Here is a 22,176-nt window from a genome sequence, read left to right as displayed (position 1 = left end):
GAGAAAGGACCGAGCGAATGAACTCGATCTTCGGAGATCGCAAGACGATCTTCATCCTCCTCGGCCCCGCCCTTCTGCTGTACACGCTGCTGAAGATCGTGCCGGTGCTGTGGTCGTTCGGCCTGTCGTTCTTCGAGGGGAACACGCTGCGCGGGTTCGACTTCGTCGGCATCGAGAACTTCACGACGTTCTTCACCGACAAGGCGGCCCTGCAGTCGCTCGGCGTCAGCGTGTTCTTCGCCATCGTCGCGACGATCGGCCAGGTCGCCCTCGGGTACGGTCTCGCGCTCCTCTACGTGTTCGTGCTGCGCAAGGGCTCCTCCATCGTGCGCACGATCGTCTTCTTCCCGGCCATCCTCCCCACCGTCGCCGTCGCTCTGCTGTTCAAGAGCTTCGTCGCGGTCGGCGACAACCAGGGGCCGGTCAACGACATCATCAACTTCTTCGGCGGTGAGAGCGTCGAGGTGCTCGCATCGACGGCGGGCACGATGGCGACCGCGATCGTCATGACGCTGTGGAGCTCGATGGGCTTCTACGCGGTGCTGCTCTACGCCGGTCTGCTCGACATCCCCGAGGAGATCATCGAATCCGCTCGACTCGACGGGGCGAACGGTCTGCGACTGGTGAAGAACATCATCCTGCCGCTGTCGCTGCCGATCCTGCTGTCGTCGATCATCTTCAGTCTGAACTCCACGCTCAAGGTGTTCGACAGCCTCCTGGCGCTGAACAACGGTCAGCCCGGAACCTCGACCGCCCCGCTGACCCTGTACATGTACCGCACGTCGTTCGAGTACGCCGAGTACGGCTACGGCTCGACCATCGCTCTCGTGCTCACGGTGCTCTGCCTGGTCTTCACCCTCGCGATCTTCCGATCGCAGCGACGCAAGGCGGAGGTCTGATCATGACGACGACGCAGACGCAGACACAGCTCACCGTCGCGAACCCGACGGTCCTGCGACCCCGTCCCGGACAGGCGCGACGCACCGCGGTGCGCAGGGTCCGCCGCATCCCGGTCTGGATCCTGGTCGGCCTCCTCATGGTGGTCGTGCTGTATCCGCAGGTGTGGATGCTGCTCGGGTCCTTCAAGACGCAGGCGGAGTTCCTGTCCGACCCGGCGTTGTCGCTGCCGAAGACCTGGCAGTTCGACAACTACATCGCCGCCCTCACGAACGGCGATGTCGCCCGCAACTACCTGAACAGCCTCATCGTGACGATCCCGTCGGTGCTGCTGATCGTGTTCATCGGCGTCGCCGCCGGGTACGCGCTCGAGGTCATGATCTGGAAGGGTCGCAACGCGGTCCTTCTCTATGTGCTCGCCGGCATCATGGTGCCGGGGCAGATGATCCTCGTGCCGCTGTTCATCGTGTACTTCCGGCTCGGCCTGACCAACACGATGCTGCCGATGATCATCACCTACACGGTGATGGGACTGCCGCTGACGACGTTCCTCATGGCGACGTACTTCCGTGCCGTGCCTCGCGAGATCTTCGAGGCCGCGACCGTCGACGGCTCGGGACCGCTGCGCTCGTTCTTCCTGATCGGGATGCCGATGATGCGGAACGCGATCCTCACGGTCGGGCTCGTCCAGTTCTTCAGCGTGTGGAACGACCTGCTGATCGCGCTGACCTTCACCACCAGACCGGAGCTCGCGACGATCCAGGTCGGCCTGCTCAGTCTCAGCGACGAGTACGGGTCGACGCAGTACGGCCCGTTGTTCGCGGCCGTGAGCCTGAACATCGTCGTGCTGATGATCGTCTTCCTGGCGCTCAACAAGAAGATCATGGCCGGCATGGCCGGCGGTGCTCTGAAAGGATGATCCGATGACCTCCCGAGCCCCCCGCGTCGCCTTCCTCCACACCGGCGCTGTCGTGATCCCGCCGGTCGGCGATCTCGCGCGCGAGCACCTCGCCGGAGCCACGACGGTGAACTACCTCGACGACAAGATCGTCGCCGACCTCGGGGATGCCGAGCGCGCGGCATCCGTTCCGGAGCGCCTGATCGACCTGGCCCAGGCCGCCCGTGCCGGTGGCGCCGATCTCGTCATGTTCACGTGCTCGTCGATCTCGCACCTCGCCGGGCCGACGGCGGATGCCGTGGGCATCCCGGTGCTGCGGATCGACGAGGCCATGGCGGACGACGCGGTGACGGTGGGGGAGCGGATCGCTGTGCTGGCGACGCTGCCGACCACCCTGACGCCGACGCTGGCTCTGCTCCGTGAACGGGCGGAGCTCGCCGGACGCACGCCGGAGTTCGTCAGCGAGGTCGTCGAGGGCGCCTTCGAAGCCGTCGCCGGTGGCGACAGGGCCACGCACGACCGGCTGGTCGGCGCGGCGATCGAGCGCCTGGCCGCGGATGCCGAGGTCGTCGTGCTCGCCCAGGCGTCGATGGCCAGCGCGGCCGAGGGCGTCGACGTCGCGGTGCCGGTGCTCACGAGCCTCGACCCCGGCATCCGTCGGCTGAGTGAGGCCGTCGCGGCGCTGTAGGCGCGGGACAGCCGTCAGATCGTCTCGGCGAGGCGCTCGGCCGTGTGCAGGTCGGTGACGAGCGCCGTGACCCAGCCGCCGGCGATCGCACCGCGGATCGCGTCGAGCTTGCGCTCGCCGCCCGCGATGCCGACCCTACGCGGGATGCGCAGGAGACTGTCCACCGGGATCGCGATCACGCGGTCGTCGATCTCACCCGTCACGGCCGAACCGTCGATGCGGAACACGTGGTGGCAGATGTCGCCGACGGCGCCCTCGGCGAGCAGCTGGGCGCGCTCGTCGTCGGCGAAGGCGTTGCCGCTGGTCGACAGCACGTCGGACGGATCGATGCTGCCGATGCCCATGATGGTCATCGTCAGCGACTCCCAGTGGCGCATGGTCTCCTGCATCGACGGATCCCGCAGCAGACTGTCGCGCACGGCGGGGTCGGCCACGATGCCGGGCGCCTGCACGTAGATGGGGTCGGCGCCGAGCATGCGCGCGAGTGCGGCGAGGAGACGATGGGAGTGCCCCTGCACCTCGGGAGCACCCGTGCCCCCCAGCAGCTGCACGACCTCGATCGCGCCGCGAGTGGGCAGCGGGCGCATCCGGTCGGTCATGGCGAGAACCGAGCGGCTCCACGACGAGACGCCGATCCGATCCGTGCCCGAGAGCGATGCCTCCAGGTACCCGGCGGCGCCCGCGCCGATGGCGGCGAGGAGCTCGGCCTCATCGGCATCCGGCTCCACATCGACGATGATCGCCTCGGAGAGGCCGTACCGCGCTTCGAGGCGCTCCTCGAGCTCGGCGTGCACGCCGGGAGCGACGGTGACTATGGTCCGCACGATGCCGGCGGTCTCGGCGCGCTTGAGCAGACGCGAGACCTTCGCCTGCGAGATGCTCAGCGCTGCGGCGATCTCCGACTGCCGGATGCCGCGTTCGTGGTACATTCGCGCCACCTTGGTGAGCAGGCGCAGCTGTCCGTCGACGGGGGTGGCGAACGGGGTCGACGACACGATGACTCCTCCTGCTTCAGGCGGTAGCGGATGGACATTCGCTGATGAAAGTATATTCTCGCAGATCCGTGATGAATAGAGATTCATGTAGTGAGAATTATGCAAGACTGGAGGTTCCGACGCCCGGCGACGGGTGGCTTCTCCAGGAGGATGATGATGTTCCCCAGGTACGACACCGTCGAACTCGCTTTCGAGGGGGCGGAGCGTCTGCCGGTCCGTGCCGAGCCGCCGTTCACGGTGCGGCTGCGCAACGGCCGCGAGGAGATCGTCGCTGCGGGATTCTGGGACGGCGGAACCACGTACCGTGTGCGGGTCTGCCCCGAGTCCGCCGGCACCTGGACCTGGACCGTGACGGATGCCCGGACGGCGCTCGACCGGACGTCGGGGGCGTTCGAGGTCGGAGGCGGAACCGCGCACGGTCCGGTCCGTGTCGCGCACCGCTTCCACTTCGCCCATGCCGACGGCACGCCCTTCCGGCCCGTCGGCACGACGGCATACAACTGGCTGCACCAGGACGAGCCCCTTTTCACCGCCACGGTCGACGACATCGCCGAGGTCGGCTTCACCAAGCTGCGCTTCATGGTCTTCCCGCAGGGCGGCGGCTACGTCGAGCACGTGCCCACCCTGATGCCGTTCGAGAAGACCGACGGCCGGTGGGATGTCAGCCGGCCGGTGCCGGAGTTCTTCCAACGCCTCGACCACGCCGTCGCGCTGCTCGGCGCTCGCGGCATCCAGGCCGACGTGCTCATCTACGACGCCTATGACCGCGGCCAGTTCGGACTCGACAGCCTGAGCGAGGAGGAGGACGCGGTCTACCTGCGCTACCTCGTCGCGCGGCTGTCGGGGTACGCGCACGTGTGGTGGTCGCTGTGCAACGAGTTCGATCAGCTCGAGCGACCCGACGACCGCTGGGACCGCACCGGCGCGCTGCTCGCCGCCGTCGACCCGCACGACCACCTGCGGTCGATCCACAACTGGATCGAGATCTACGACAACAACCAGCCCTGGGTGACGCACGCGTCGATCCAGAACGGCGCGGCGACGGAGGACTTCGGCCGGGCGAGCCTGTACCGCGACGTCTGGAAGAAGCCGGTCGTGCTCGACGAGATCAAGTACGAGGGCGACATCCCCGATCGGTGGGGCCACCTCGACGGCCCGGAGCTCGTGCACCGCTTCTGGATCACGACCGTCGCCGGATGCTACGCCTCGCACGGCGAGAGCTTCCGCACCGAGAACGGCAGCCTGCACATCGTCGAGGGCGGCGTGCTGCGGGGCGAGTCGCCGGCGAGGATCGCGTTCCTGCGCAGCATCCTCGATGACCTCGTCGTGCCGGGACTCGACCCGATCGACAAGTGGGACGACCCCGCGCATGTGGCCGGCTGGCATCGTCACCAGTACGTGCAGTATCTCGGGCGCTCGGCCCCGTCGTCGTGGTCGTTCCGGCTTCCCGTCGGACAGCCCGGAGAGAGCCCGGAGGTCGGCGACGCCTTCGACGTCGACATCATCGACACGTGGAACATGACCGCCACCCCGGTCGGCCGGCGCTTCACCCTCACCGAGGTCGGCCGCAACGAGGCGTTCGATCGTGCGTCAGCCCCGGTGGAGCTGCCCGCGGGCGCGTCGATCGCTCTCCGCATCACGCGCGTCGAGGCCTGATCCGTGGGCGACAGGACGGCGGATGCCGGGGGTTCGTGGGGCCGCGGGCCTCGGCTCGGCGCGGCGTACTACAACGAGTACCTCCCCGATCCCTCCCGGCTGACGACGGATCTCCGGCTCATGGTCGAGGCCGGGATCACCTGCATCCGGGTGGGGGAGTCGGTGTGGTCGACGTGGGAGCCGCGCGACGGCGAGTTCGACCTGGAGTGGCTCGCGCCGGTCCTCGACGGTGCGGCGGCGCACGGGATCGACGTCATCCTCGGCACCCCGACCTACGCGGTGCCGCCGTGGCTCAGCCGCATGCACCCTGAGCTCGCGGCGATCCGGAAGGACGGCTCGTCCGTACCGTGGGGAGCGCGCCAGGAGGTCGATTACACGTCCGACGTGTTCCGCGGCTACGCGGAGCGGGTCATCCGCGCCGTGCTCGGCCGGTACGGCAGGCATCCCGCGGTCATCGGCATCCAGCTCGACAACGAGGCGGGTCTGCACCTCATCCACAACCCGCACGTGGTCGAGCGCTTCCGCCGCCGGGTCGCGGAGCAGTACGGCGACGTCGAGACGCTCAACCGCGAATGGGGCCTGACCTACTGGTCGCATCGGATCTCCGACTGGGACGAGCTGTGGGCGCCGGCGGGAAACACGACGCCCGCGTACGACCTCGCCTGGCGCCGCTTCCAGGCCGAGCTCACCGCCGAGTTCATCGGCTGGCAGGCCGGGATCGCGCGCGAGTACATCGCCGATGACACCGTGCTCACGACGTGCATCGCGTATCAGCGGCCGGCGATGGACGATGTCGCCGTCGGTGCGCACCTCGACATCGCGAGCGGCAACGCGTACTACCTGGCTCAGGACTCCCTCGACCACGAACGCGAGGGTGCGGGCGGCCAGTGGTACGCCGACGACGTGCCGCAGCTGATCCTCAGCGCTGACCGGATGCGTGCGACGAAGCAGGCGCCGTTCCTCGTCACCGAGACCGGCGCCGCGTCGATCGGCGGCGCCTCGCTGACCAGACCTCCCTACGACGGGCAGCTGGCGCAGGTCGGCTGGCTGCTCGCCGCGCGCGGCGCACGGCTCGTCTCCTACTGGCACTGGCACACGCTCCATTCGGGTGCGGAGGTGCACTGGGGCGGCATCCTCGGCCATGACCTGCGCCCCGGCCGGGTCCACGCCGAGATCGCGGGGCTCGGGCGCCAGTTCACTGCGGCGTCGGAGTGGCTGGCGGATGCCGAGCCGGATGCCGACATCGGCATCGTGTACGCGCACGACAGCGAGTGGATGATGACCTTCGAGCCGCCGCTCGCCGGGCCCGGCGGCGCCCCGGACCGCGGGTCGTACGCACGCATCGTCGGCGCGTTCGGTCGAGCGGTGATCGACGCGGGACTGCAGGTCGGGTACCTCAACGAGCGGCAGCTGACCGACGCAGCCGCGCTGCTCGCCCGGTATCCCGCGGTGATCGTGGCCGCGCTGTTCGCGGCATCCGATCGCACGCTCGAGATCCTCGCCGAGTATGCACGGCGGGGCGGTCGTCTCATCGTCGGACCCCGCACCGGATACGCCGACGACCAGGGGCGGATGCGCGTCTCGACGGCGCCCGCGGTTCTCGGGCCGCTCGCCGGCGTCGGCTACCGGGAGTTCGCAGCACCGCCGGAACCTGTTCCGCTCGAGCGCGACGGTGCCGTCATCGGCGAGGCACGCGGCTGGATCGACGCGCTGGAACCCGGGGAGGCGAGCGTCGTCGTCGGGTACCGGTATCCGCACTACCGACGATGGGCGGCTGTGACGAGGCGCGCGGTCGGCGACGGTGAGATCACGGTCGTCGGCACGCTGCCCGACCGCGTGACGCTCGCGGCGGTGATCGCAGACGCCGCGGGTGCACAGGCGGGACTCGTGGTCGATCGGCCTCTCCCGGTGACGGTGCACTCGCTGACCGGCGCGCGGGGTCGTGTGTGGGTGGTGCACAACTGGTCGGGCGAGGGGCGAGAGATCCGTGTCGCGCGCGCCGTGGCATCCGTGATCGACGGCGCCGCGCACGATGCGGGTGAGTCGGTCGGGCTGGCCGCCTGGGACGTGCGGGTCTGGCGTGAGGTCTGATCCGGGATCGGGATCGCGAGAAGGAGCGACATGCGAATCGCAGTGACAGGGGCATCGGGTCGCCTGGGACGGACGGTCGTCGGCGTGCTCGCCGACGCGGGGCACGATGTGCACGGGCTCGACAGGGCGCCCGGCACCGGAGTCGCTCACGTCGTCGACCTCACGGATGCGGATGCGACCGCCCACGTGCTCCGTGCCGTCTCACCGGACGCGCTCGTGCACCTCGCGGCGATCGCGGTGCCCTTCAGCGCACCCGAGCGGGACATCTTCACCGTGAACACGAGCATGGCCTTCACCGCGATCGAGGCGGCGGTCGCGGCGGGGGCGACCCGGGTGCTCGTCGCCTCCAGCCCCACGGTGCTCGGGTACGGCACGCCGGGGTGGACCCCGGCGACGCTGCCGTTCGACGAATCGGTGCCGAGCGCACCATCCCACGCCTATGCCCTGTCGAAGGTCTGCGTCGAGGAGACGGTCGGCGCGTTCGCCCGCTCCGCGCCGTCGGTGCGATTCGCGTCGTTCCGTCCGTGCTACATCATCACGCCGGAGGAGTGGGACGGCGCTGCCACCCAGCAGGGGCACACGGTCCTCGATCGGCTGCAGGATCCCGCGCTCGCCGCAGTCTCGCTCTTCAACTACGTCGATGCCCGCGACGTCGGGGAGTTCGTCGACGCGTGGCTGGCCGCCGACGACGCGCCCAGTGGAGCCCGGTATTTCGTCGGAGCTCCGGATGCTCTCGCCACCCGCCCGTTGGATGAGCTGCTTCCGCTGTTCCATCCCGGCACCCGTGAGGCGGCACGTGCCCTCTCCGGAACCGCCGCCGCGTTCGACAGCTCGGCGGCGACCCGCGACACCGGTTGGGTCGCGCATCGCTCGTGGCGCACCGAACTCCACCCCGACGCGCTCGCCGCGCTCGCGGCATCCGCATCCCCTCCCGATGGAAGGACCCCTCGATGACACTCGCATTCCGCGACGGCCCCCTCTACTTCCCGGTCACGGCGTACGGCGCCGACGGGGAGGTCGACCTCGCCACCACGGCGCAGGTGCTCGCCGAAGGGCTCGCGCACGATCCGGGTGGCGTGTTCCCGGCGTGCGGCACCGGAGAGTTCCACGCGCTGTCATCTGCGGAGTCGCTCGCGGTCGCGCGAGTGGCGATCGACACGGTCGCCGGCCGCGTCCCGGTCGTCGCCGGCGTCGGCGGACCCGTCGGCCAGGCGGTGGCCTCCGTGCGGGAGCTGGCGGCGATGGGTGCCGACGGCGTGCTGCTACTGCCGCCGTACCTCGTCGGCAGCACGCAGGAAGGACTGGCGCGGTATGTGAGCGCCGTCGCGGAGGCCTCGACCCTTCCGGTCATCGTCTATCACCGCGGCAGTGCCCGATTCTCCGCGGAGACGTTCGCGCGGCTGCTGGCCGAACAGCCGACGATCATGGGGTTCAAGGACGGCATCGGCGATGTGGCGCTGGCCCAGGAGATCGTCCTGGCCGCGCGCCGGGTGCGCGACGACGTGCAGTTCTTCAACGGGCTGCTCACCGCCGAGGCCAGCCAGGCGGCGTACCGCGCGATCGGGATACCCCTCTACTCCTCCGCGGTGTTCGCCATGGCGCCGCGGATCGCGAACGCCTTCTATCGGGCGTACACCGCCGGCGACGCGGATGCCTGCGACCGTCTGCTCGAAGGCTTCTACCACCCGCTGGTCGCCCTGCGGGACACGACCCCCGGCTACGCGGTCTCGCTGATCAAGGCCGGACTGCGTCTGAGTGGCGCCGCGGTCGGCGGGGTGCGGCCTCCGCTGACCGATCCGGGAGACGCGCACACCGAGAGGCTGCGCCGGATCCTCGACGCCGGAGAACGGATGCTCGCCGGCTCATGAGCGCCATCGCCCGCATCGACGTCCATCGTCTGTCCGCCCGGATGCCGCGGCCCTGGGTGCCGGAGGCACCCGACCTGCATCTGGTGCGCGTCGACGTGGAGGACGGTGACGGCCGCCGGGGGAGCGGGTTCTCGTGGACTCCGACGATCGGAGCGAGCGCGGTGACGGCGCTCCTCGGCGACGACATCCGCCGCTTCGCCCTCGGGCGCGATAGCGATCCGACGGCGCTGTGGCCGCTGCTGTGGGCGCACCTTCACGAAGCGGGCGGAGGGGGCATCACCACGATCGCGATGGCGGGTCTCGACCTGGCCCTGTGGGACCTGCATGCCAGGGCGCGCGGTCTCGGCGTGGCCGACCTGCTCGGCCGCACCCAGGAACGACTCCCCGTCTACGGCTCGGGCGTCAACCTGCATTACTCGGATGCCGAGCTCGCCGCACAGGTCGAGCGCTGGGTCGAGCGCGGTCTCGGCGCCGTGAAGATCAAGGTGGGCCGGTCGGGCCTCGCGGAGGACGTCGCGAGGGTCGCGCTCGTGCGCGGCATCCTCGGGCCGGATCGGCAGCTGATGATCGACGCGAATCAGCGTTGGGATCTCGACGGCGCGACCCGCGCGCTCAGCGAGCTCGCCGCGTTCGACCTCGCCTGGATCGAGGAGCCGCTGCGCTCCGACGACACCGCCGGGTACCGCGAGCTCGCCCGCCGCATCACGACTCCGATCGCACTCGGCGAGAACCTGCACACCGTGCACCGCTTCCGCGAGGCGATCGATGCGGGCTTCGCCGGCGTCCTCCAGCCCAACGTCGTGCGTGTCGGCGGGATCACGCCGTTCCTCGAGATCGCCGCGCTCGCCGCCGAGCGAGGTGTCGCACTCGCGCCGCACCTGCTGCCCGACCTCTCGGCTCAGTTGGCGGTGACGCTCCCGACGGCGACGTGGGTGGAAGACGTCGAGGATGCCGGCTTCGACGCACTCGGCATCCTCGCCGCACCGTCGCCCGTGCGCATCGAGGGCGCCTGGGCGACGGTGAGCTCGGCTCCGGGCCTCGGTCTCGACCTCGTCGCGCCGGCCTGAGCGTCGCCGAGGCGTGTCGCGGTCCTCGGCGCGACGAAGCCGCCCGGGGATCCGGGCGCTTGCCGAGGAGTTGTGCGCTTCCGACGGACGTTTCTGCGGAAATCGTCCGCGGGAAGCGCACAACTCCTTTCGAGGTGCCTGGAGAGGGCGCTCCCGGGCGCGGCAGGTCAGCGCTGGATGGCGTCCAGGTGCAGCATGCGGGCGAGGTTCTTGTCGAGCTCGTCGTCGCGGAAGATCTTCTTCCAGTCGTCCTTGATGATGCTCTCCCGGCCGTAGTCCATCGCGATGAGGCACGCGTCGGAGAACGGATTGTCGCCGCGGAGTCCGTTCGCGAGCGCCACCTGCGTGTGGCCGTAGAGGATGCTGCGCGCCGCAGCCTCGGGGACGCCCATGGTATTGACGGTCTCCTGCAGGGCCTCGTTGAGGAGATCGCCGATCATGCAGGCGACGGTCTCGACGAGGGTGGGCTCGAGCTGGGCGAGCTGCTTGATCGTGACCCAGTGTACATCGATGACGGGGGCGTAGATCGCCCGGACGGTGGCCTCGACGATGGCCTTCTTCGCGTCGTCGTCGCTCTCGATCGCGGCGATCGCGTCTTGCGGGGCGGCGATGCCGCCGAACGTGTCGGCCCACTGCTCGGGCGTCTCGCGCTGCAGGAAGATCGACGGGTGGCACGGGTGCGCCACGGCCTGGATCACGTCGTCGCGGGTCGTGAGAAGACCGGCGTAGGCGGCGGCCGGGTCGAGCGTCAGCACGATCGCTCCGGAGCGCAGCTGCGGCACGAGGTCGGCGGTGACCGGACCGAGGGCGAGGTCGGGCACCGCGAGCACGACGATGTCGGCATCCGCCACCGCGACGGCGGCGTCCGTCAGTTCCCGTCCGGCGTCGATCGTGCGCTGCTGACCGGCGGGCGAGTTCTCGACGTACCAGACGGTGTGGTCGGTCTTCACGAGGTTGTTCGCGACGCGCATGCCCATCTTGCCGCCGGCGCCGATCACGGCGATCTTGTAGCTGGTGCTCATGGTGTGGTGCTCCTCAGATATTCGAGTGCGGTGCGGGTCCATTCCCGCTCCGTGCGGATGGTGGTCTCTGCGTCGTCCTGCCAGGGCAGCCAGTGCTCGACGATCTCGTTGATGCCGCGCTCGCGCGGTCGCACGGTGGCGAGCAGGTGCGCGTAGTCGTGCAGGCCCGAGCCCAGGGCGGCGCCGGAATACGTGAAGCCGACCCAGCCGGGCTGGCGGGCGAACGCGAAATCCTTGACATGGATGTTCTTCGTCAGCGCCGCAGTCTGCTCGACACAGGTCTTCGGGTTCTCCAGCTGCGCGACGACGTTCGCGGGATCGAGGCAGATGCCGAGGTTCGGGCTGCCGACGCGTTCGATCACGGCGATGAGGTCAGCGGTGGGCACCTGCTCGTACGTCTCGAGCGCGAGCGTCACACCCGCCGATTCGTAGGAGCGGATGCTGTCGCGCAGCCAGCGCTCCGCCTCGTCGAGCGGGGGCCGCGAGTCGGGGCCGTAGAGCATGCTGCGCACGACTCGGGCGTCGAAGAACGCGGCGAGCTCGAGGAAACGGGCGAGGTGGGCCGGCTCGATGCCCTTGGTGCCGAGCTCGATCGTGAGGCCGAGGTCGCGGGCAGCCGCGGCGGCGTCGCGCAGCTCGTCGTCGCTCATCTGCTCGAGCGGGGGGTAGTCGCAGATCTGGAACAGTTCGACGCCCTGCGCGCGGGTGTCCTCGAACGCTCCGATGAGGCTGAGAGGCGCGGGTGCGCGGTCGGAGTGCTGCCAGAAGTAGGCGTACGTGCCGAGGCCGATCACGCGGCACCTCCGGTGGAGGCTCGTCGCCGGGCGAGTTCCGCCGCCTCGTCGAGCACCGCGACGAGGGCGTCGGGGTCGTGCGCGAACCGGCCCAGGAAGACACCGTCGACGTCGTCGCCGAGCGCTGTTAGCAATCCCGGCCCGGCCGCCCCGCCGTAGATGACGACCGATCCGGCACGCTCGGCGTCGGCATCGAGCGCGGCGCGCAGTGCCGCGGCGACGACCCGGATGTGGTCGTGCGGCGCCGGCTCCGGCGCGCCGATCGCCCAGACGGGCTCATACGCGACGATCACGGCGCCAGCGGGGGCGCCGGCCAGGGCGGCCTGCAGCTGCGCGACTGCAACGGTGGCGGCATCCGCCGGGTCCTGATGCGTGGTCTCCCCGATGCACAGCAGCGGGGTGAGGCCGGCGCGCAGGGCGGCGGCGGTCTTCGCGGCGACGACTTCGTCGGTCTCGGCGAAGAGACGGCGACGCTCGGCATGGCCGATCTCGGCGATCGAGGCACCCACCTCGGCGAGCTCGGCCGCCGACACCTCGCCGGTGAAGGCGCCGAAGTCGGCGGGGGCGACGTCCTGACCACCGACGCGCACCGGCGTGCCCGCGAAGGCCTGGATCGCCGGGAGCACCTGCAGGAACGAGGGTGTGATGAAGAGGTCCACCGCGCCGGACCGCACGGCGTCATGCGCGCGGATCCGGGTGGCGACCTCGTCGAACCAGGTCGCCGCCTGCCGATGACCGAAGTACATCTTCAGGCTCACGCCGACCGTGACCTTCGCCATCAGCACGACCCGGTGGACTCGTATTCGCCGATGACCGCCACCTTCTCGGCCGAGGCGCTCGCCGGGTCGAAGCGGTACGTCAGCCACTCGCGCACCAGGCGTCGTGCGAGCTCGATGCCGACGACGCGCTGGCCCATGGTGAGAATCTGCGCGTCGTTGGACAGCACGCCCCGCTCGACCGAGAAGGAGTCGTGCGCGGTGACCGCGCGGATGCCGGGCACCTTGTTCGCGGCGATCGCGACGCCGAGACCGGTGCCGCAGATGAGCAGGGCGCGGTCGGCCTCGCCCGCAGCGACCAGTTCCGCGGCGGCGATCGCGACGCGCGGGTAGGCGGTGTGACCGTCGGCATCCACTCCGACATCGACGACCGAGGCGACGCCGGTGCTGCCCTCGAGGTCCTTCTTCAGGATCTCCTTGTAGTCGAAGCCGGCGTCGTCGCTGCCGATCACGAGGCGGAGGGTGTCAGTCATTGCGATTCCTTTCGAGGTCGGCGAAGAGGTCGCCGACGGTGGTCACGATGAGCGCGAGCGAGTGCGCGCCGGGGTCGGGGGTGCCGACGCTGTGCTGCCCGTGGGCGCGGGCACGGCCCATGCGGGGGAGCAGGTCGGCGGTAGCGGCTGCAGCGCCGGTGGCGGCATCTGCCGCGGTCTGCCAGGCGTCGACGAAGGAGGAGCCTCCGTCGATCGCCGAGGTGAGCGTGCTGCTGAAGGGGACGAGCGCGTCGACGAGGGTCTTGTCGCCGACCTCGGCCTTGCCGTAGGTCATGACGCCCTGCAGACCGTCTGCGACGCCGGATGCCACGGCGGCGGCATCCGGTCGTCCCGCGTCGCCCAGGTGTGCGGCGATCGCGTTCAGGATGACGCCCCACAGCGCGCCGGAGGTGCCGCCGGCGCGGTCGGCCCAGGCATCGGCCGCACGGGAGAGGGTCGTGGCGGCACCCGCGCCCGCGTCGGCGGCGGTGACCGCTGCGGCGAGGGCGGCGTGCGAGCCGCGCTGCATGCCGATGCCGTGGTCTCCGTCTCCGGCGATGGCATCCATGTGCCCGAGCTCGTCGACGTGCTCGTCCACCGTGTCGACGATGCGCTGCACGGCGGCGCGCACCACGGCGGCCGCGGCGACCGACGCGTCGTCGCCCTGCTCCACGGCGGCCTCGGCGACGACATCCGCGTTGGCTACCTCGGCGCGCTCGGCCGCGACGACGGAACCGCGCCGGTAGGCGGGGGTGTCGACCGGGGTCTCCCAGAGCTGCTCGAGCTCGTCGTCCAGCCAGAAGAGGGTGAGCGAGGTGCCGGCCATGTCGAAGCTCGTGCAGTATTCGCCCACGTGCGGGTCGACGAGCACGAGGCCGGAATCCGCGAGCAGCTGCGCGATGCGCCGGTAGACGACGAACATCTCCTCGTACTTCAGCGAGCCGAGGCCGTTGAGGATCGGCACGACGCGCGCGCCGGAGATTTCGACGCCCTCAGGCACCTCGTCGAGCAGACGGCTCACGAGGAGCTCGGCCAGGCCGTCGGCCGTCGGGACGTCGGTCTCCTCGATGCCCGGTTCGCCGTGGATGCCGAGGCCGATCGCCATGCGGCCGGCAGGCACCGTGAACAGCGGCTCCGGGGCGCCGGGGAGGGTGCAGCCCGAGAAGGCGACGCCGAACGAGCGCGTGCGCTCATTCGCGAGTGTCGCGATCCGGGTGACTCCGGCGAGGTCGTAGCCCGCCTCGGCGGCGGCCGCAGCGGTGCGGAACACCGTGAGGTCACCCGCGATGCCGCGGCGCTTGTGCTTCTCGTCGGCGGAGGCGCTGAAGATGTCGTCGGTCACGGTGACCGTCTCGCACGCGATGCCCTCGGCGCGCAGCCGCTCCTGCGCGGCGTCGAAGTTCAGCACGTCGCCCGCGTAGTTGCCGTAGCTGAGGAAGACGCCGGCGCCGCGGTCTGCGGCCTTGGCCACGGTGTGCACCTGCTGGGCGGATGGCGAGGCGAAGAGGTTGCCCATGACCGCGCCGTGCGCGAGGCCCTGGCCGACGAGTCCGCCGAACGCGGGGTAGTGGCCGGAGCCGCCGCCGATCACGACGGCGACCTGGCCGTCGGGCACGACGGTGCTGCGCACGACGCCCCCGGGAACGCCGCGCACCGAGCGCTCGTTCGCGGCGAGGAAGCCCGCGATCATCTCGTCCGCGAAGTCGGCGGGGTCGTTCCAGAGGCGGGTCATCGGGATGCCTTCGCGGGCGGGATGAGACCGGATGCTGCAGAAGAGGGGATGCCCACAGTGACTCCTGTGTCGACGGTGATCGCGCCGGATTGGCCCGGCTGCTGCTCCCATACTGTCCAACCGGTTGACCAATTGCAAGCGCGCCGCAACCGGCGGTGCCGGTAAGTTGGCAGCCATGCCCGCTTTTCCCGGAGATGCCGTCGACGACATCTCAGCCGCGCTCGGGGCTTTGCCTTCCGGTACGCCCGTGTCTGAGGTGGCGCGTCGTCTGCTCGATCTCTTCACGGGGGGATCCATCGCGGCAGGCACGCGACTGCCCCCCGAACGACAGCTCGCCGCAACGCTCGGCGTCGGTCGCTCTGCCGTGCGGGAGGCGCTCGCCGCGCTGGAGATCCTGGGGATCGTCGACGTGCGACCCGGGTCGGGCACGTACCTCCGCGGAGCGGCCAGCGAACTGCTGCCGCAGACGCTGCGGTGGGGACTGCTGATCGGCGAGCGCAACACCGCTCAGCTGCTGGAGCTGCGCGAGGGACTCGAGATCTTCGTCGCCCGGCTGGCTGCCGCCCGCGCGGATGCCGCGATCATCGCGCGACTCGAGAAGAGCGTGGAGAAGATGCGCGCCAGCATCGACGACCTCGCCGCGTTCGCCCGCGCCGACCTCGACTTCCACCACGCGCTCGCCGAGGCGGCGGGCAACGAGACCCTGACCGATCACGTGCACGTCGTCCGGTCGTTGCTGCAGGTGTACGCCGACCGTGCCGTGCACGATCGGGTGCACGCCGAACAGGCGGTCGCCGAGCACGGCGCGGTGCTCGATGCCGTGCGCGCCGGCGATCCGGATGCCGCGGCATCCGCCATGGCGATCCACATGGCGACCGCCACCACACGCCTGCTCGACGCCTGACGGGCCGCGAGATCGCTCGGTTCGTACCTGCTCATCCGACCCGTTATGATGGCTAGGTGCATCCGTGCTTTCGGGTCGGATGCCTGGAGACGTCGCATAGTCCGGCCGAGTGCACCACCCTGCTAAGGTGGAGTCCCCTCACGGGGACCAGGGGTTCAAATCCCCTCGTCTCCGCAGTGAAAATCCCCGCTCAGGCGGGGATTTCTTCGTTCCCGGAACACTGCGTCAGTCCAGCGTGATTGCCGCGTTTCGACCGCCAGGTGTCCCCCAGGTGTCCCCCGATCGGGTGACGGGTTCCACGGACTGCCCGACCGCCGCCGTTCGCCGCCCCTCCCTATTTCGCGCACGCCCCTCGTGCGAATAGCCGTTGAGGCCGTCCCGTTCACAGTTAGCGGCGGACCGATGCAATAACTCCGCGTGCGGTTGCCGCGCGGAGGACTGTCAGCTGCCGAGCCCGGGAAGGCGATCGCCAGGTGAGGGTCGAGCGCGGCGCTGTTCGAAGGGATGCTCCTCGGCAGCCGCGAGGCGTCGCAGGTGCGCGCGCCGCTGGTCGTCTCCCAGTACGTGCGCGTATACCGCAAGCACTGTGCGCGGATCGTCGCCGAGGTACTCGGCGACCTCGTTCACAGGTGTTCCCAGCCGTAACCAGGTGGATGCGGCGTAGTGGCGCAGCGCGTGGCGGCGGAAGCCGAGAGGGAACTTGCGGACAACGCCTACGCTCAGCTGCTCGCCGCGGCGGTTGGTGAACAAGTAGGCCTCGGGCGACTTCCCACGGGCTTGGTCGCGGAAGATGGCCACTGCTCGAGGGGAAAGCGGGATCAGACGCGCACCGCGCCATGACTTCGGCTCCTTCTCCTCGTATCGATCGGAGTGTGAGCGCTCGACGATCAACTGCGGGAGTGGAACGTCCGACAGGGAATTCGTGCGGAGAGCGCGAAGCTCACCCCAGCGCAGTCCCGTGAGCGAGAGGAACTCGAAGACGTCAGCGATATCCGAGCGGCGCCCTCGGAGTTCGGTGAGAGCCGATGCAACGACCCGCGACGTAGGGATGGAATGGGGGCTGACGGGACGGAGCGCGGGTGCTGCAAGCTCGGGGATCCGCGCCATCGAGCGCACGGGATGCGGCTGATGCAGAAGGCCTTCGGCAGCGGCGAAGGTGAAGAGGGCGCTCAGCGTGGTCTTTGCCCGGGCGACGGTGGAAGGCTTCTTTCCGACCCGCAGTTGGTCGAGCAGATGGGCGCGGATGTCGCTCGCGTTGATGGATGCGAGTGGGCGTTCGAGCAGGTGCGCTGGTAGCGCATTCAGGTTGTTCACGTCAGTGTCAACACTGTGCGAGTTACCGCCCGCGCGCGCCGTCTTGAACTGGGTCACGAGTTTCCCGAGGGTGAAGGTCCGGGGAGGAGGTAACGGGCGGCCTGTCTCGACGAGATGCTTCTGCGTCCGCTCCCATACTTCGGCGTCTCGCTTGATGTCGAACGCCTTGGATGCCACCAGCCGGCGACCAGACTTGACGCGAACGAAATAGTAAGGCCTTCCGGCTGTAGTCCGGCGCATCTCAATGCTCACTCCGCTACCCCGCCCAACCGTTCGAGATCGCGGAGACGGTAGATTCGCTTGTGCGCCGTGAGACTAACTGGCTCGATGGGGGAGCGGCCAGCTAGGGCCAGCGCACGCAGCGTGGTCCGGTGGATGCCGAGCTGCGCCGCCGCCTCTTCCTCGGAGAGGAATAACCGAGGCTGATCCGCGCTGTGATCCGCGCTCATCGCGTTCTCCTATCTCGTGCGACGCCGTTCGTCGTCGACGTTGCGACTCCCACGGCGGCGAGGCGTGACTATGGCTCCGCGACGGATAGGTGCACGCATAGCTCCCGCGTGTCTAACAGTTGAATCTGACGAGACCGCGTGCCTGATGATGCCGCTATTGACTCCCGGGCGCGGCGGCGTACCTTAGGGGGAAGAGGCCGCTAGCTTTCACGCAATGATCGCGGTGCCGCAAATCTTGCGGCACCGTCGTCGCACGTACACGATCGTTCGCATCGACCGCAAGCTGCCACTGGTATACGTCGGCCTCTTCGAGCGCACCGTCGACGCTCGCGACCTCAGCCACCCCTGCGGTGAGGTTCTAGACGATCACGCGAGCTTCGTCCTCCAGTGACGGCAGTGAAAGCGCGCCGAAAGGGTCTGTTGGAGACGGGCCACCTGGTCCCGGACGATCAGCTCGTCATGTGAAGCACTTCCACGCCCTGATTCGTCGTCGAGCACGGTTGCCGAGGAAATGCTCGTACGCGTGCTCGAGCTCAGTTGGCACCCACCCCGCACGTTCCTCAGAAAGCAGCCCATCTCGGTCAGCGGATGTTGCTGAATCCGCGACCCCCACAGTCGAGCGCACAGCTGCCACGCCTCTTGCAGATCGAGGGTGAGCCCGCTTTCAGCGGGCTTCTGCTCACCTCGTGAGCAGAAGCAGAAGGGTGGCCGGGGTGACGGTGTCGATGCGGGTGATGAGCGCGGGCGACGGGTATAAGTACCTGCTACGCACCGTTGCGGCTGGCGACGGCGACAGGTCGCTCTTTACCCCGTTGATGCGCTATTACAACGCTGAGGGCACTCCGCCGGGTCGCTGGCTAGGGGGCGGGGTGACAGTGCTCGGGGGCGGGAGGATCCGGGTGGGCGATCAGGTCTCCGAGGTTCAGCTTCAGCTCCTGGTCGGTATGGGCCGGGACCCGATCACTGGCGAACCGCTCGGCCGTGCGTATCCCGATTATCGGAGCGTTGCCGAGCGCGTCGAGGCGCGCGCCGCGGCGCTTGGTCCAGCTCGCGGGCCGGCATCACGTGCCGAGGCCGTCGCTGCCATCGAGGCGGAGGAGTCCGAGCGGGGGACGCGGCGGGCGGTGGCGGGGTTCGATTGCACGTTCTCGATCCCGAAGTCGGCGAGCGTGTTGTGGGCGGTTTCGGATGCGAGGACGCAGTCGTTGATTTTGGACGCGCATCATGCGGCGGTTGCGGAGGTGGTTGCTTTCATGGAGCGGGAGGTTGCAGCCACCCGTGCGGGTGCAACCGGTCGCGACGGTGCGGTTGCGCAGGTGGACGTCCGAGGTCTCATTGCCACGGCGTTCGATCACTACGACTCGAGGGCGGGGGATCCGCACCTGCACACGCACGTCGTCATCAGCAACAAGGTGCAGACCGTCCTCGACAGCAAGTGGCGGTCGTTGGACGGGCGGCCTGTGCATGCCGCCGTGGTCGCCCTCTCCGAACTGCACGAGGCGGTCTTCGCTGACCACCTGACCCGGATGCTCGGTGTCTCGTGGGAGGCGCGCGACAGGGGCCGCGATCGAAACCCGGCGTGGGCGATCACCGTGGTGCCGGAGGCGCTCGTCAAAGAGTTCTCCACCCGTGCCGGGCACATCGACGCCGAGACCGATCGCCTCATCGGTCAGTACGTGGAGACGCGCGGGCGGCGGCCGTCACCGGCGACGATTATGAAGCTCCGCGCCCAGGCTACGCTTTCCACCCGGCCCGAGAAGGAGGTGCGGTCGCTGGCCGACCTCACCGCATCCTGGCGGGAACGCGCCAGACAAGTGCTCGGGGCGGATGCAACCGCGTGGGCGCGCACCGTCACGGTGAACGATGAGCCGTTGCTGCTGCACGCCGACGACGTGCCCCTCGATGTGATCGCCTTGCTCGGGCAGGATGTGGTGACCGCGGTCGGTGAGAAGCGCTCCACCTGGCACCGCTGGAACCTCGCCGCCGAGTCGGCGCGACAGACGATGAGCTACCGGTTCGCCACGACCGAAGATCGAGAAGCCGTCATCGGACTGGTCGTCGACGCCGCCGAAGCCGCGTCGCTGCACCTGACCCCGCCCGAGCTCGCGTCCAGCCCGGCAGCGTTCCGTGGGCCGGACGGCACGAGCGTGTTCCGGCCGAAGCACTCGGCCCTGTTCACGTCCGAGGTGCTCCTGGCCGCCGAGGATCGCCTTCTCGAGCGCGCCCGCACCACCACCGCACCGACCGTGCCGCTGACGACCGTCGAACGGACTACCAAGCGCCCCGACAGCAAGGGTCACGTGCTCGGTGACGACCAGGCGGTCGCGTTGGCAAAGATCGCGGTCTCCGGGCGGGTGGTCGACGTGCTGGTCGGCCCGGCCGGTGCGGGGAAGACGACGGCGATGTCGGCGTTGCGGTGGGCGTGGGAGCAGGAACATGGGCGCGGCAGCGTCGTGGGACTCGCGCCGTCGGCGGTCGCCGCCGAGGTCCTGGCCGATGACCTCGGCATCCAGACCGAGAACACGGCCAAGTGGCTCGACACCCACGACCGCACCGGCGAGACCTTTCGCAAGGGCCAGCTCGTCATCGTCGATGAGGCATCGCTGGCAGGCACGCTCTCCCTCGACCGCGTCACCACTCTGGCTTCGGAGGCAGGGGCGAAGGTGCTGTTGGTCGGGGACCACGCCCAACTCCAGTCCGTCACCGCCGGCGGCGCGTTCTTTCTCCTCGTCCACGACCGCGACGACGCGCCGGAACTGATCGACGTGCACCGTTTCGTCACCCCGTGGGAGAAGACCGCATCCCTCGGCCTGCGACACGGCCGCACCGACGCCATCGACACCTACGCTGAGCACCGCCGCGTCATCGGCGGTGAGACCGAGGACATGATCGACGCTGCTTACACCGCCTGGCGAGCCGACACCCGCGCTGGGCGGGCCAGCGTCCTCGTGACCGACTCCAACGAATCCGTCCAAGCCCTCAACAACAGGGCACGGGCCGATCTGATCCTCGACGGCACGGTGAACGCCCGCCGCGAGGTCGAACTTCACGACGGCACCCGCGCCGCAGGCGGCGATACCGTCATCACCCGCCGCAATGACCGCCGCCTACGCGCCGGCCGGTCCTGGGTCCGCAACGGCGACAGATGGACAGTCACCGAGGTGCTTGACGATGGCGCCCTCGCCCTGCGCCGCGCCGGGCGCAGGTGGGGTGGGTCGGTGGTGGTCCCAGCCGGCTACGCTAGCGAACACCTCGACCTCGGGTACGCCGTGTCGTCCTTCCGGGCGCAGGGCATCACCGTGGACTCCTCGCACGTCCTGACGGATGCGTCGATGACCAGGGAGACGTTCTACGTCGCCATGACCCGCGGCCGCGAAGAGAACATCGCCTACGTCGCCGTCGACAAGCCCGACCCCGCCCACGACGGCCCGCACCCCGGCGACGATAACGAGGCAACCGCCCGAAGCGTGTTGTTCGGGGTGCTGCAGCACGTCGGCGCCGAGCTCTCCGCCCACGACTCCCTCGCGGCAGAGCAGGACAACTGGGCCTCGATCGGCCAGCTCGCCGCCGAATACGAGACACTGGCCGCCGCCGCACAACACGACCGCTGGGCCGCACTCATCAGATCCTCAGGTATCAGCGACAACGATGCCGAGGCCGCGATCGCCTCACCCGCATTCGGGGCTCTGACCGCCGAGCTTCGGCGGGCCGAAGCGAACCAGCACGACATCGAGACCCTGCTGCCACGCCTAGTCAGAGCGCGTGGGCTCGGAGACGCCGAAGACATCGCCACCGTCCTGCACGACCGGGTCGCCAAAGCGACATCCCGCCCACCGGGCGCCGGCCGTGCTCGCACGGCGCCGCGCCTGATCGCCGGCCTCATCCCGGAAGCCACAGGCATCATGCCATCCGAGATGCGGCGGGCTCTGACCGACCGGCGCGACCTCATCGAGAACCGCGCCAATGCCCTCCTCAACACCGCACTCACAAACAAACACGAGTGGATCACGAAGCTCGGAACGCAACCGAAGCAGCCACGAGCAGCCCAGGCATGGCGCTACGGTGCCCGCACCATCGCCGCCTACCGAGACCGATACGGAATCACCGGATCGTCACCGCTCGGGGCGCCCGCCGAGACGGAGGCGCAGAAGACCGACGCCACCCGCGCTCGTGCCGCCCTCCACCGGGCACAGAACCTCGCCCAAGCCCACCAGCCCGAGCAGCAACGAACCCGCCGCACCGAAGTACAGCGGGTCGGGCCTTCGCTGTAACTGCTTTCTTAGGACTGGTCGGCTCAATCCGGAGGCTGGATCGTCTGCATATTCGAGACGTCACCCTGATTCACGCAGTCGTAGGCGAGGTCGGGAACATGCCCGCAACAGCTAAGACCGGCCACCTTCGCGCCGGTGCTCTCGATATAGCGGTCGGGACATAGCGCGCGAAAATGTCTGTGGTGGTGTCGCTCGCGACCGCGCCGAAAACGGTGATACCGATGGTCCGGCATGGTTTGGTTCCGGCAGGGGGTTTCGGCGGATCAGCCTTCGGCGTGTTG

Annotated in this window: 19 protein-coding genes and 1 tRNA gene; 12 read left to right on the top strand and 8 right to left on the bottom strand. The window is 69.4% G+C overall.

Features of this window, described 5'->3' with window-relative positions:
• Window positions 1-17 precede the first annotated feature (17 nt).
• Genes LC452_RS16925 through LC452_RS16915 form a run of 3 tightly spaced genes read left to right on the top strand, consistent with a single transcriptional unit; the run spans window position 18 to window position 2,483 of the window.
• Window positions 18-899 (top strand): carbohydrate ABC transporter permease, encoded by an 882-nt coding sequence (locus tag LC452_RS16925; RefSeq protein ID WP_136056194.1) that lies wholly within the window; start codon window positions 18-20, stop codon window positions 897-899.
• 2 nt (window positions 900-901) lie between these two features.
• Window positions 902-1,816: a carbohydrate ABC transporter permease gene (locus LC452_RS16920; RefSeq protein ID WP_223627356.1), complete on the top strand. Its 915-nt coding sequence runs from the start codon at window positions 902-904 to the stop codon at window positions 1,814-1,816.
• A 4-nt stretch (window positions 1,817-1,820) separates the two neighbouring features.
• Window positions 1,821-2,483 (top strand): aspartate/glutamate racemase family protein, encoded by a 663-nt coding sequence (locus tag LC452_RS16915; RefSeq protein ID WP_223627355.1) that lies wholly within the window; start codon window positions 1,821-1,823, stop codon window positions 2,481-2,483.
• A gap of 14 nt (window positions 2,484-2,497) precedes the next feature.
• Here the strand turns inward: LC452_RS16915 and LC452_RS16910 are convergent, their stop codons facing one another.
• The gene (locus tag LC452_RS16910; protein WP_223627353.1) at window positions 2,498-3,478 is read right to left on the bottom strand and encodes a sugar-binding transcriptional regulator; all 981 of its coding nucleotides are present in this window, start codon (window positions 3,476-3,478) and stop codon (window positions 2,498-2,500) included.
• Window positions 3,479-3,631: 153 nt separating this feature from the next.
• Here LC452_RS16910 and LC452_RS16905 point away from each other — a divergent pair, with 153 nt between their 5' ends.
• From LC452_RS16905 to LC452_RS16885, 5 genes are read left to right on the top strand one after another with little or no spacing between them, the layout of a single operon-like run.
• The gene (locus tag LC452_RS16905; RefSeq protein WP_223627351.1) at window positions 3,632-5,134 is read left to right on the top strand and encodes a DUF4038 domain-containing protein; all 1,503 of its coding nucleotides are present in this window, start codon (window positions 3,632-3,634) and stop codon (window positions 5,132-5,134) included.
• Between the two features lie 3 nt (window positions 5,135-5,137).
• On the top strand, window positions 5,138-7,225 hold the full coding sequence (locus tag LC452_RS22145) for a beta-galactosidase (protein ID WP_223627349.1): 2,088 nt from the start codon (window positions 5,138-5,140) through the stop codon (window positions 7,223-7,225).
• Between the two features lie 30 nt (window positions 7,226-7,255).
• A complete protein-coding gene (locus LC452_RS16895) occupies window positions 7,256-8,179 on the top strand; it encodes an NAD(P)-dependent oxidoreductase (protein ID WP_223627347.1) in 924 nt (307 codons plus the stop codon).
• Window positions 8,176-9,093 carry a 5-dehydro-4-deoxyglucarate dehydratase gene (locus LC452_RS16890; protein ID WP_223627345.1) on the top strand — a complete coding sequence of 306 codons (918 nt, stop codon included), beginning with the start codon at window positions 8,176-8,178 and terminating at the stop codon, window positions 9,091-9,093. The genes LC452_RS16895 and LC452_RS16890 overlap by 4 nt, the downstream gene beginning before the upstream one ends.
• Window positions 9,090-10,160, top strand: a complete 1,071-nt coding sequence (locus tag LC452_RS16885) for a mandelate racemase/muconate lactonizing enzyme family protein (RefSeq protein WP_223627343.1) — start codon at window positions 9,090-9,092, stop codon at window positions 10,158-10,160. The genes LC452_RS16890 and LC452_RS16885 overlap by 4 nt, the downstream gene beginning before the upstream one ends.
• A gap of 167 nt (window positions 10,161-10,327) precedes the next feature.
• Here LC452_RS16885 and LC452_RS16880 read toward each other — a convergent pair whose 3' ends face one another.
• From LC452_RS16880 to LC452_RS16860, 5 genes are read right to left on the bottom strand one after another with little or no spacing between them, the layout of a single operon-like run.
• On the bottom strand, window positions 10,328-11,182 hold the full coding sequence (locus tag LC452_RS16880) for a phosphogluconate dehydrogenase C-terminal domain-containing protein (protein WP_223627341.1): 855 nt from the start codon (window positions 11,180-11,182) through the stop codon (window positions 10,328-10,330).
• The gene (locus tag LC452_RS16875) at window positions 11,179-11,976 is read right to left on the bottom strand and encodes a sugar phosphate isomerase/epimerase (protein WP_223627339.1); all 798 of its coding nucleotides are present in this window, start codon (window positions 11,974-11,976) and stop codon (window positions 11,179-11,181) included. Before LC452_RS16875 ends, LC452_RS16880 begins: the two co-directional genes overlap by 4 nt.
• A complete protein-coding gene (locus LC452_RS16870) occupies window positions 11,973-12,755 on the bottom strand; it encodes a triose-phosphate isomerase family protein (RefSeq protein ID WP_223627337.1) in 783 nt (260 codons plus the stop codon). The genes LC452_RS16875 and LC452_RS16870 overlap by 4 nt, the downstream gene beginning before the upstream one ends.
• Window positions 12,755-13,225, bottom strand: coding sequence for a ribose-5-phosphate isomerase (locus LC452_RS16865; protein WP_223627336.1), 471 nt, complete (start codon window positions 13,223-13,225; stop codon window positions 12,755-12,757). Before LC452_RS16865 ends, LC452_RS16870 begins: the two co-directional genes overlap by 1 nt.
• Window positions 13,218-14,957: a dihydroxyacetone kinase family protein gene (locus tag LC452_RS16860; RefSeq protein WP_223627334.1), complete on the bottom strand. Its 1,740-nt coding sequence runs from the start codon at window positions 14,955-14,957 to the stop codon at window positions 13,218-13,220. Before LC452_RS16860 ends, LC452_RS16865 begins: the two co-directional genes overlap by 8 nt.
• Before the next feature lie 175 nt (window positions 14,958-15,132).
• Between LC452_RS16860 and LC452_RS16855 the strand changes: the two genes are divergently transcribed.
• The gene (locus LC452_RS16855; protein WP_223627332.1) at window positions 15,133-15,861 is read left to right on the top strand and encodes a FadR/GntR family transcriptional regulator; all 729 of its coding nucleotides are present in this window, start codon (window positions 15,133-15,135) and stop codon (window positions 15,859-15,861) included.
• An 85-nt stretch (window positions 15,862-15,946) separates the two neighbouring features.
• A tRNA-Ser gene (locus LC452_RS16850) sits at window positions 15,947-16,035 on the top strand.
• A gap of 267 nt (window positions 16,036-16,302) precedes the next feature.
• Here LC452_RS16850 and LC452_RS22140 read toward each other — a convergent pair.
• Complete coding sequence (locus LC452_RS22140) at window positions 16,303-17,427, bottom strand: tyrosine-type recombinase/integrase (RefSeq protein WP_223627330.1); 1,125 nt, start codon at window positions 17,425-17,427, stop codon at window positions 16,303-16,305.
• Window positions 17,424-17,624: a helix-turn-helix domain-containing protein gene (locus tag LC452_RS16840; protein WP_223627329.1), complete on the bottom strand. Its 201-nt coding sequence runs from the start codon at window positions 17,622-17,624 to the stop codon at window positions 17,424-17,426. Before LC452_RS16840 ends, LC452_RS22140 begins: the two co-directional genes overlap by 4 nt.
• A gap of 214 nt (window positions 17,625-17,838) precedes the next feature.
• Between LC452_RS16840 and LC452_RS16835 the strand changes: the two genes are divergently transcribed.
• Window positions 17,839-18,015, top strand: coding sequence for a hypothetical protein (locus LC452_RS16835; protein ID WP_223627327.1), 177 nt, complete (start codon window positions 17,839-17,841; stop codon window positions 18,013-18,015).
• Between the two features lie 334 nt (window positions 18,016-18,349).
• Window positions 18,350-21,895: a MobF family relaxase gene (gene mobF / locus LC452_RS16830; RefSeq protein WP_223627709.1), complete on the top strand. Its 3,546-nt coding sequence runs from the start codon at window positions 18,350-18,352 to the stop codon at window positions 21,893-21,895.
• Window positions 21,896-22,176 lie beyond the last annotated feature (281 nt).

The sequence above is a fragment of the Microbacterium sp. EST19A genome, assembly GCF_019969685.1.
GTDB lineage: Bacteria > Actinomycetota > Actinomycetes > Actinomycetales > Microbacteriaceae > Microbacterium.
This window is presented reverse-complemented; position numbering and strand designations above follow the sequence as displayed.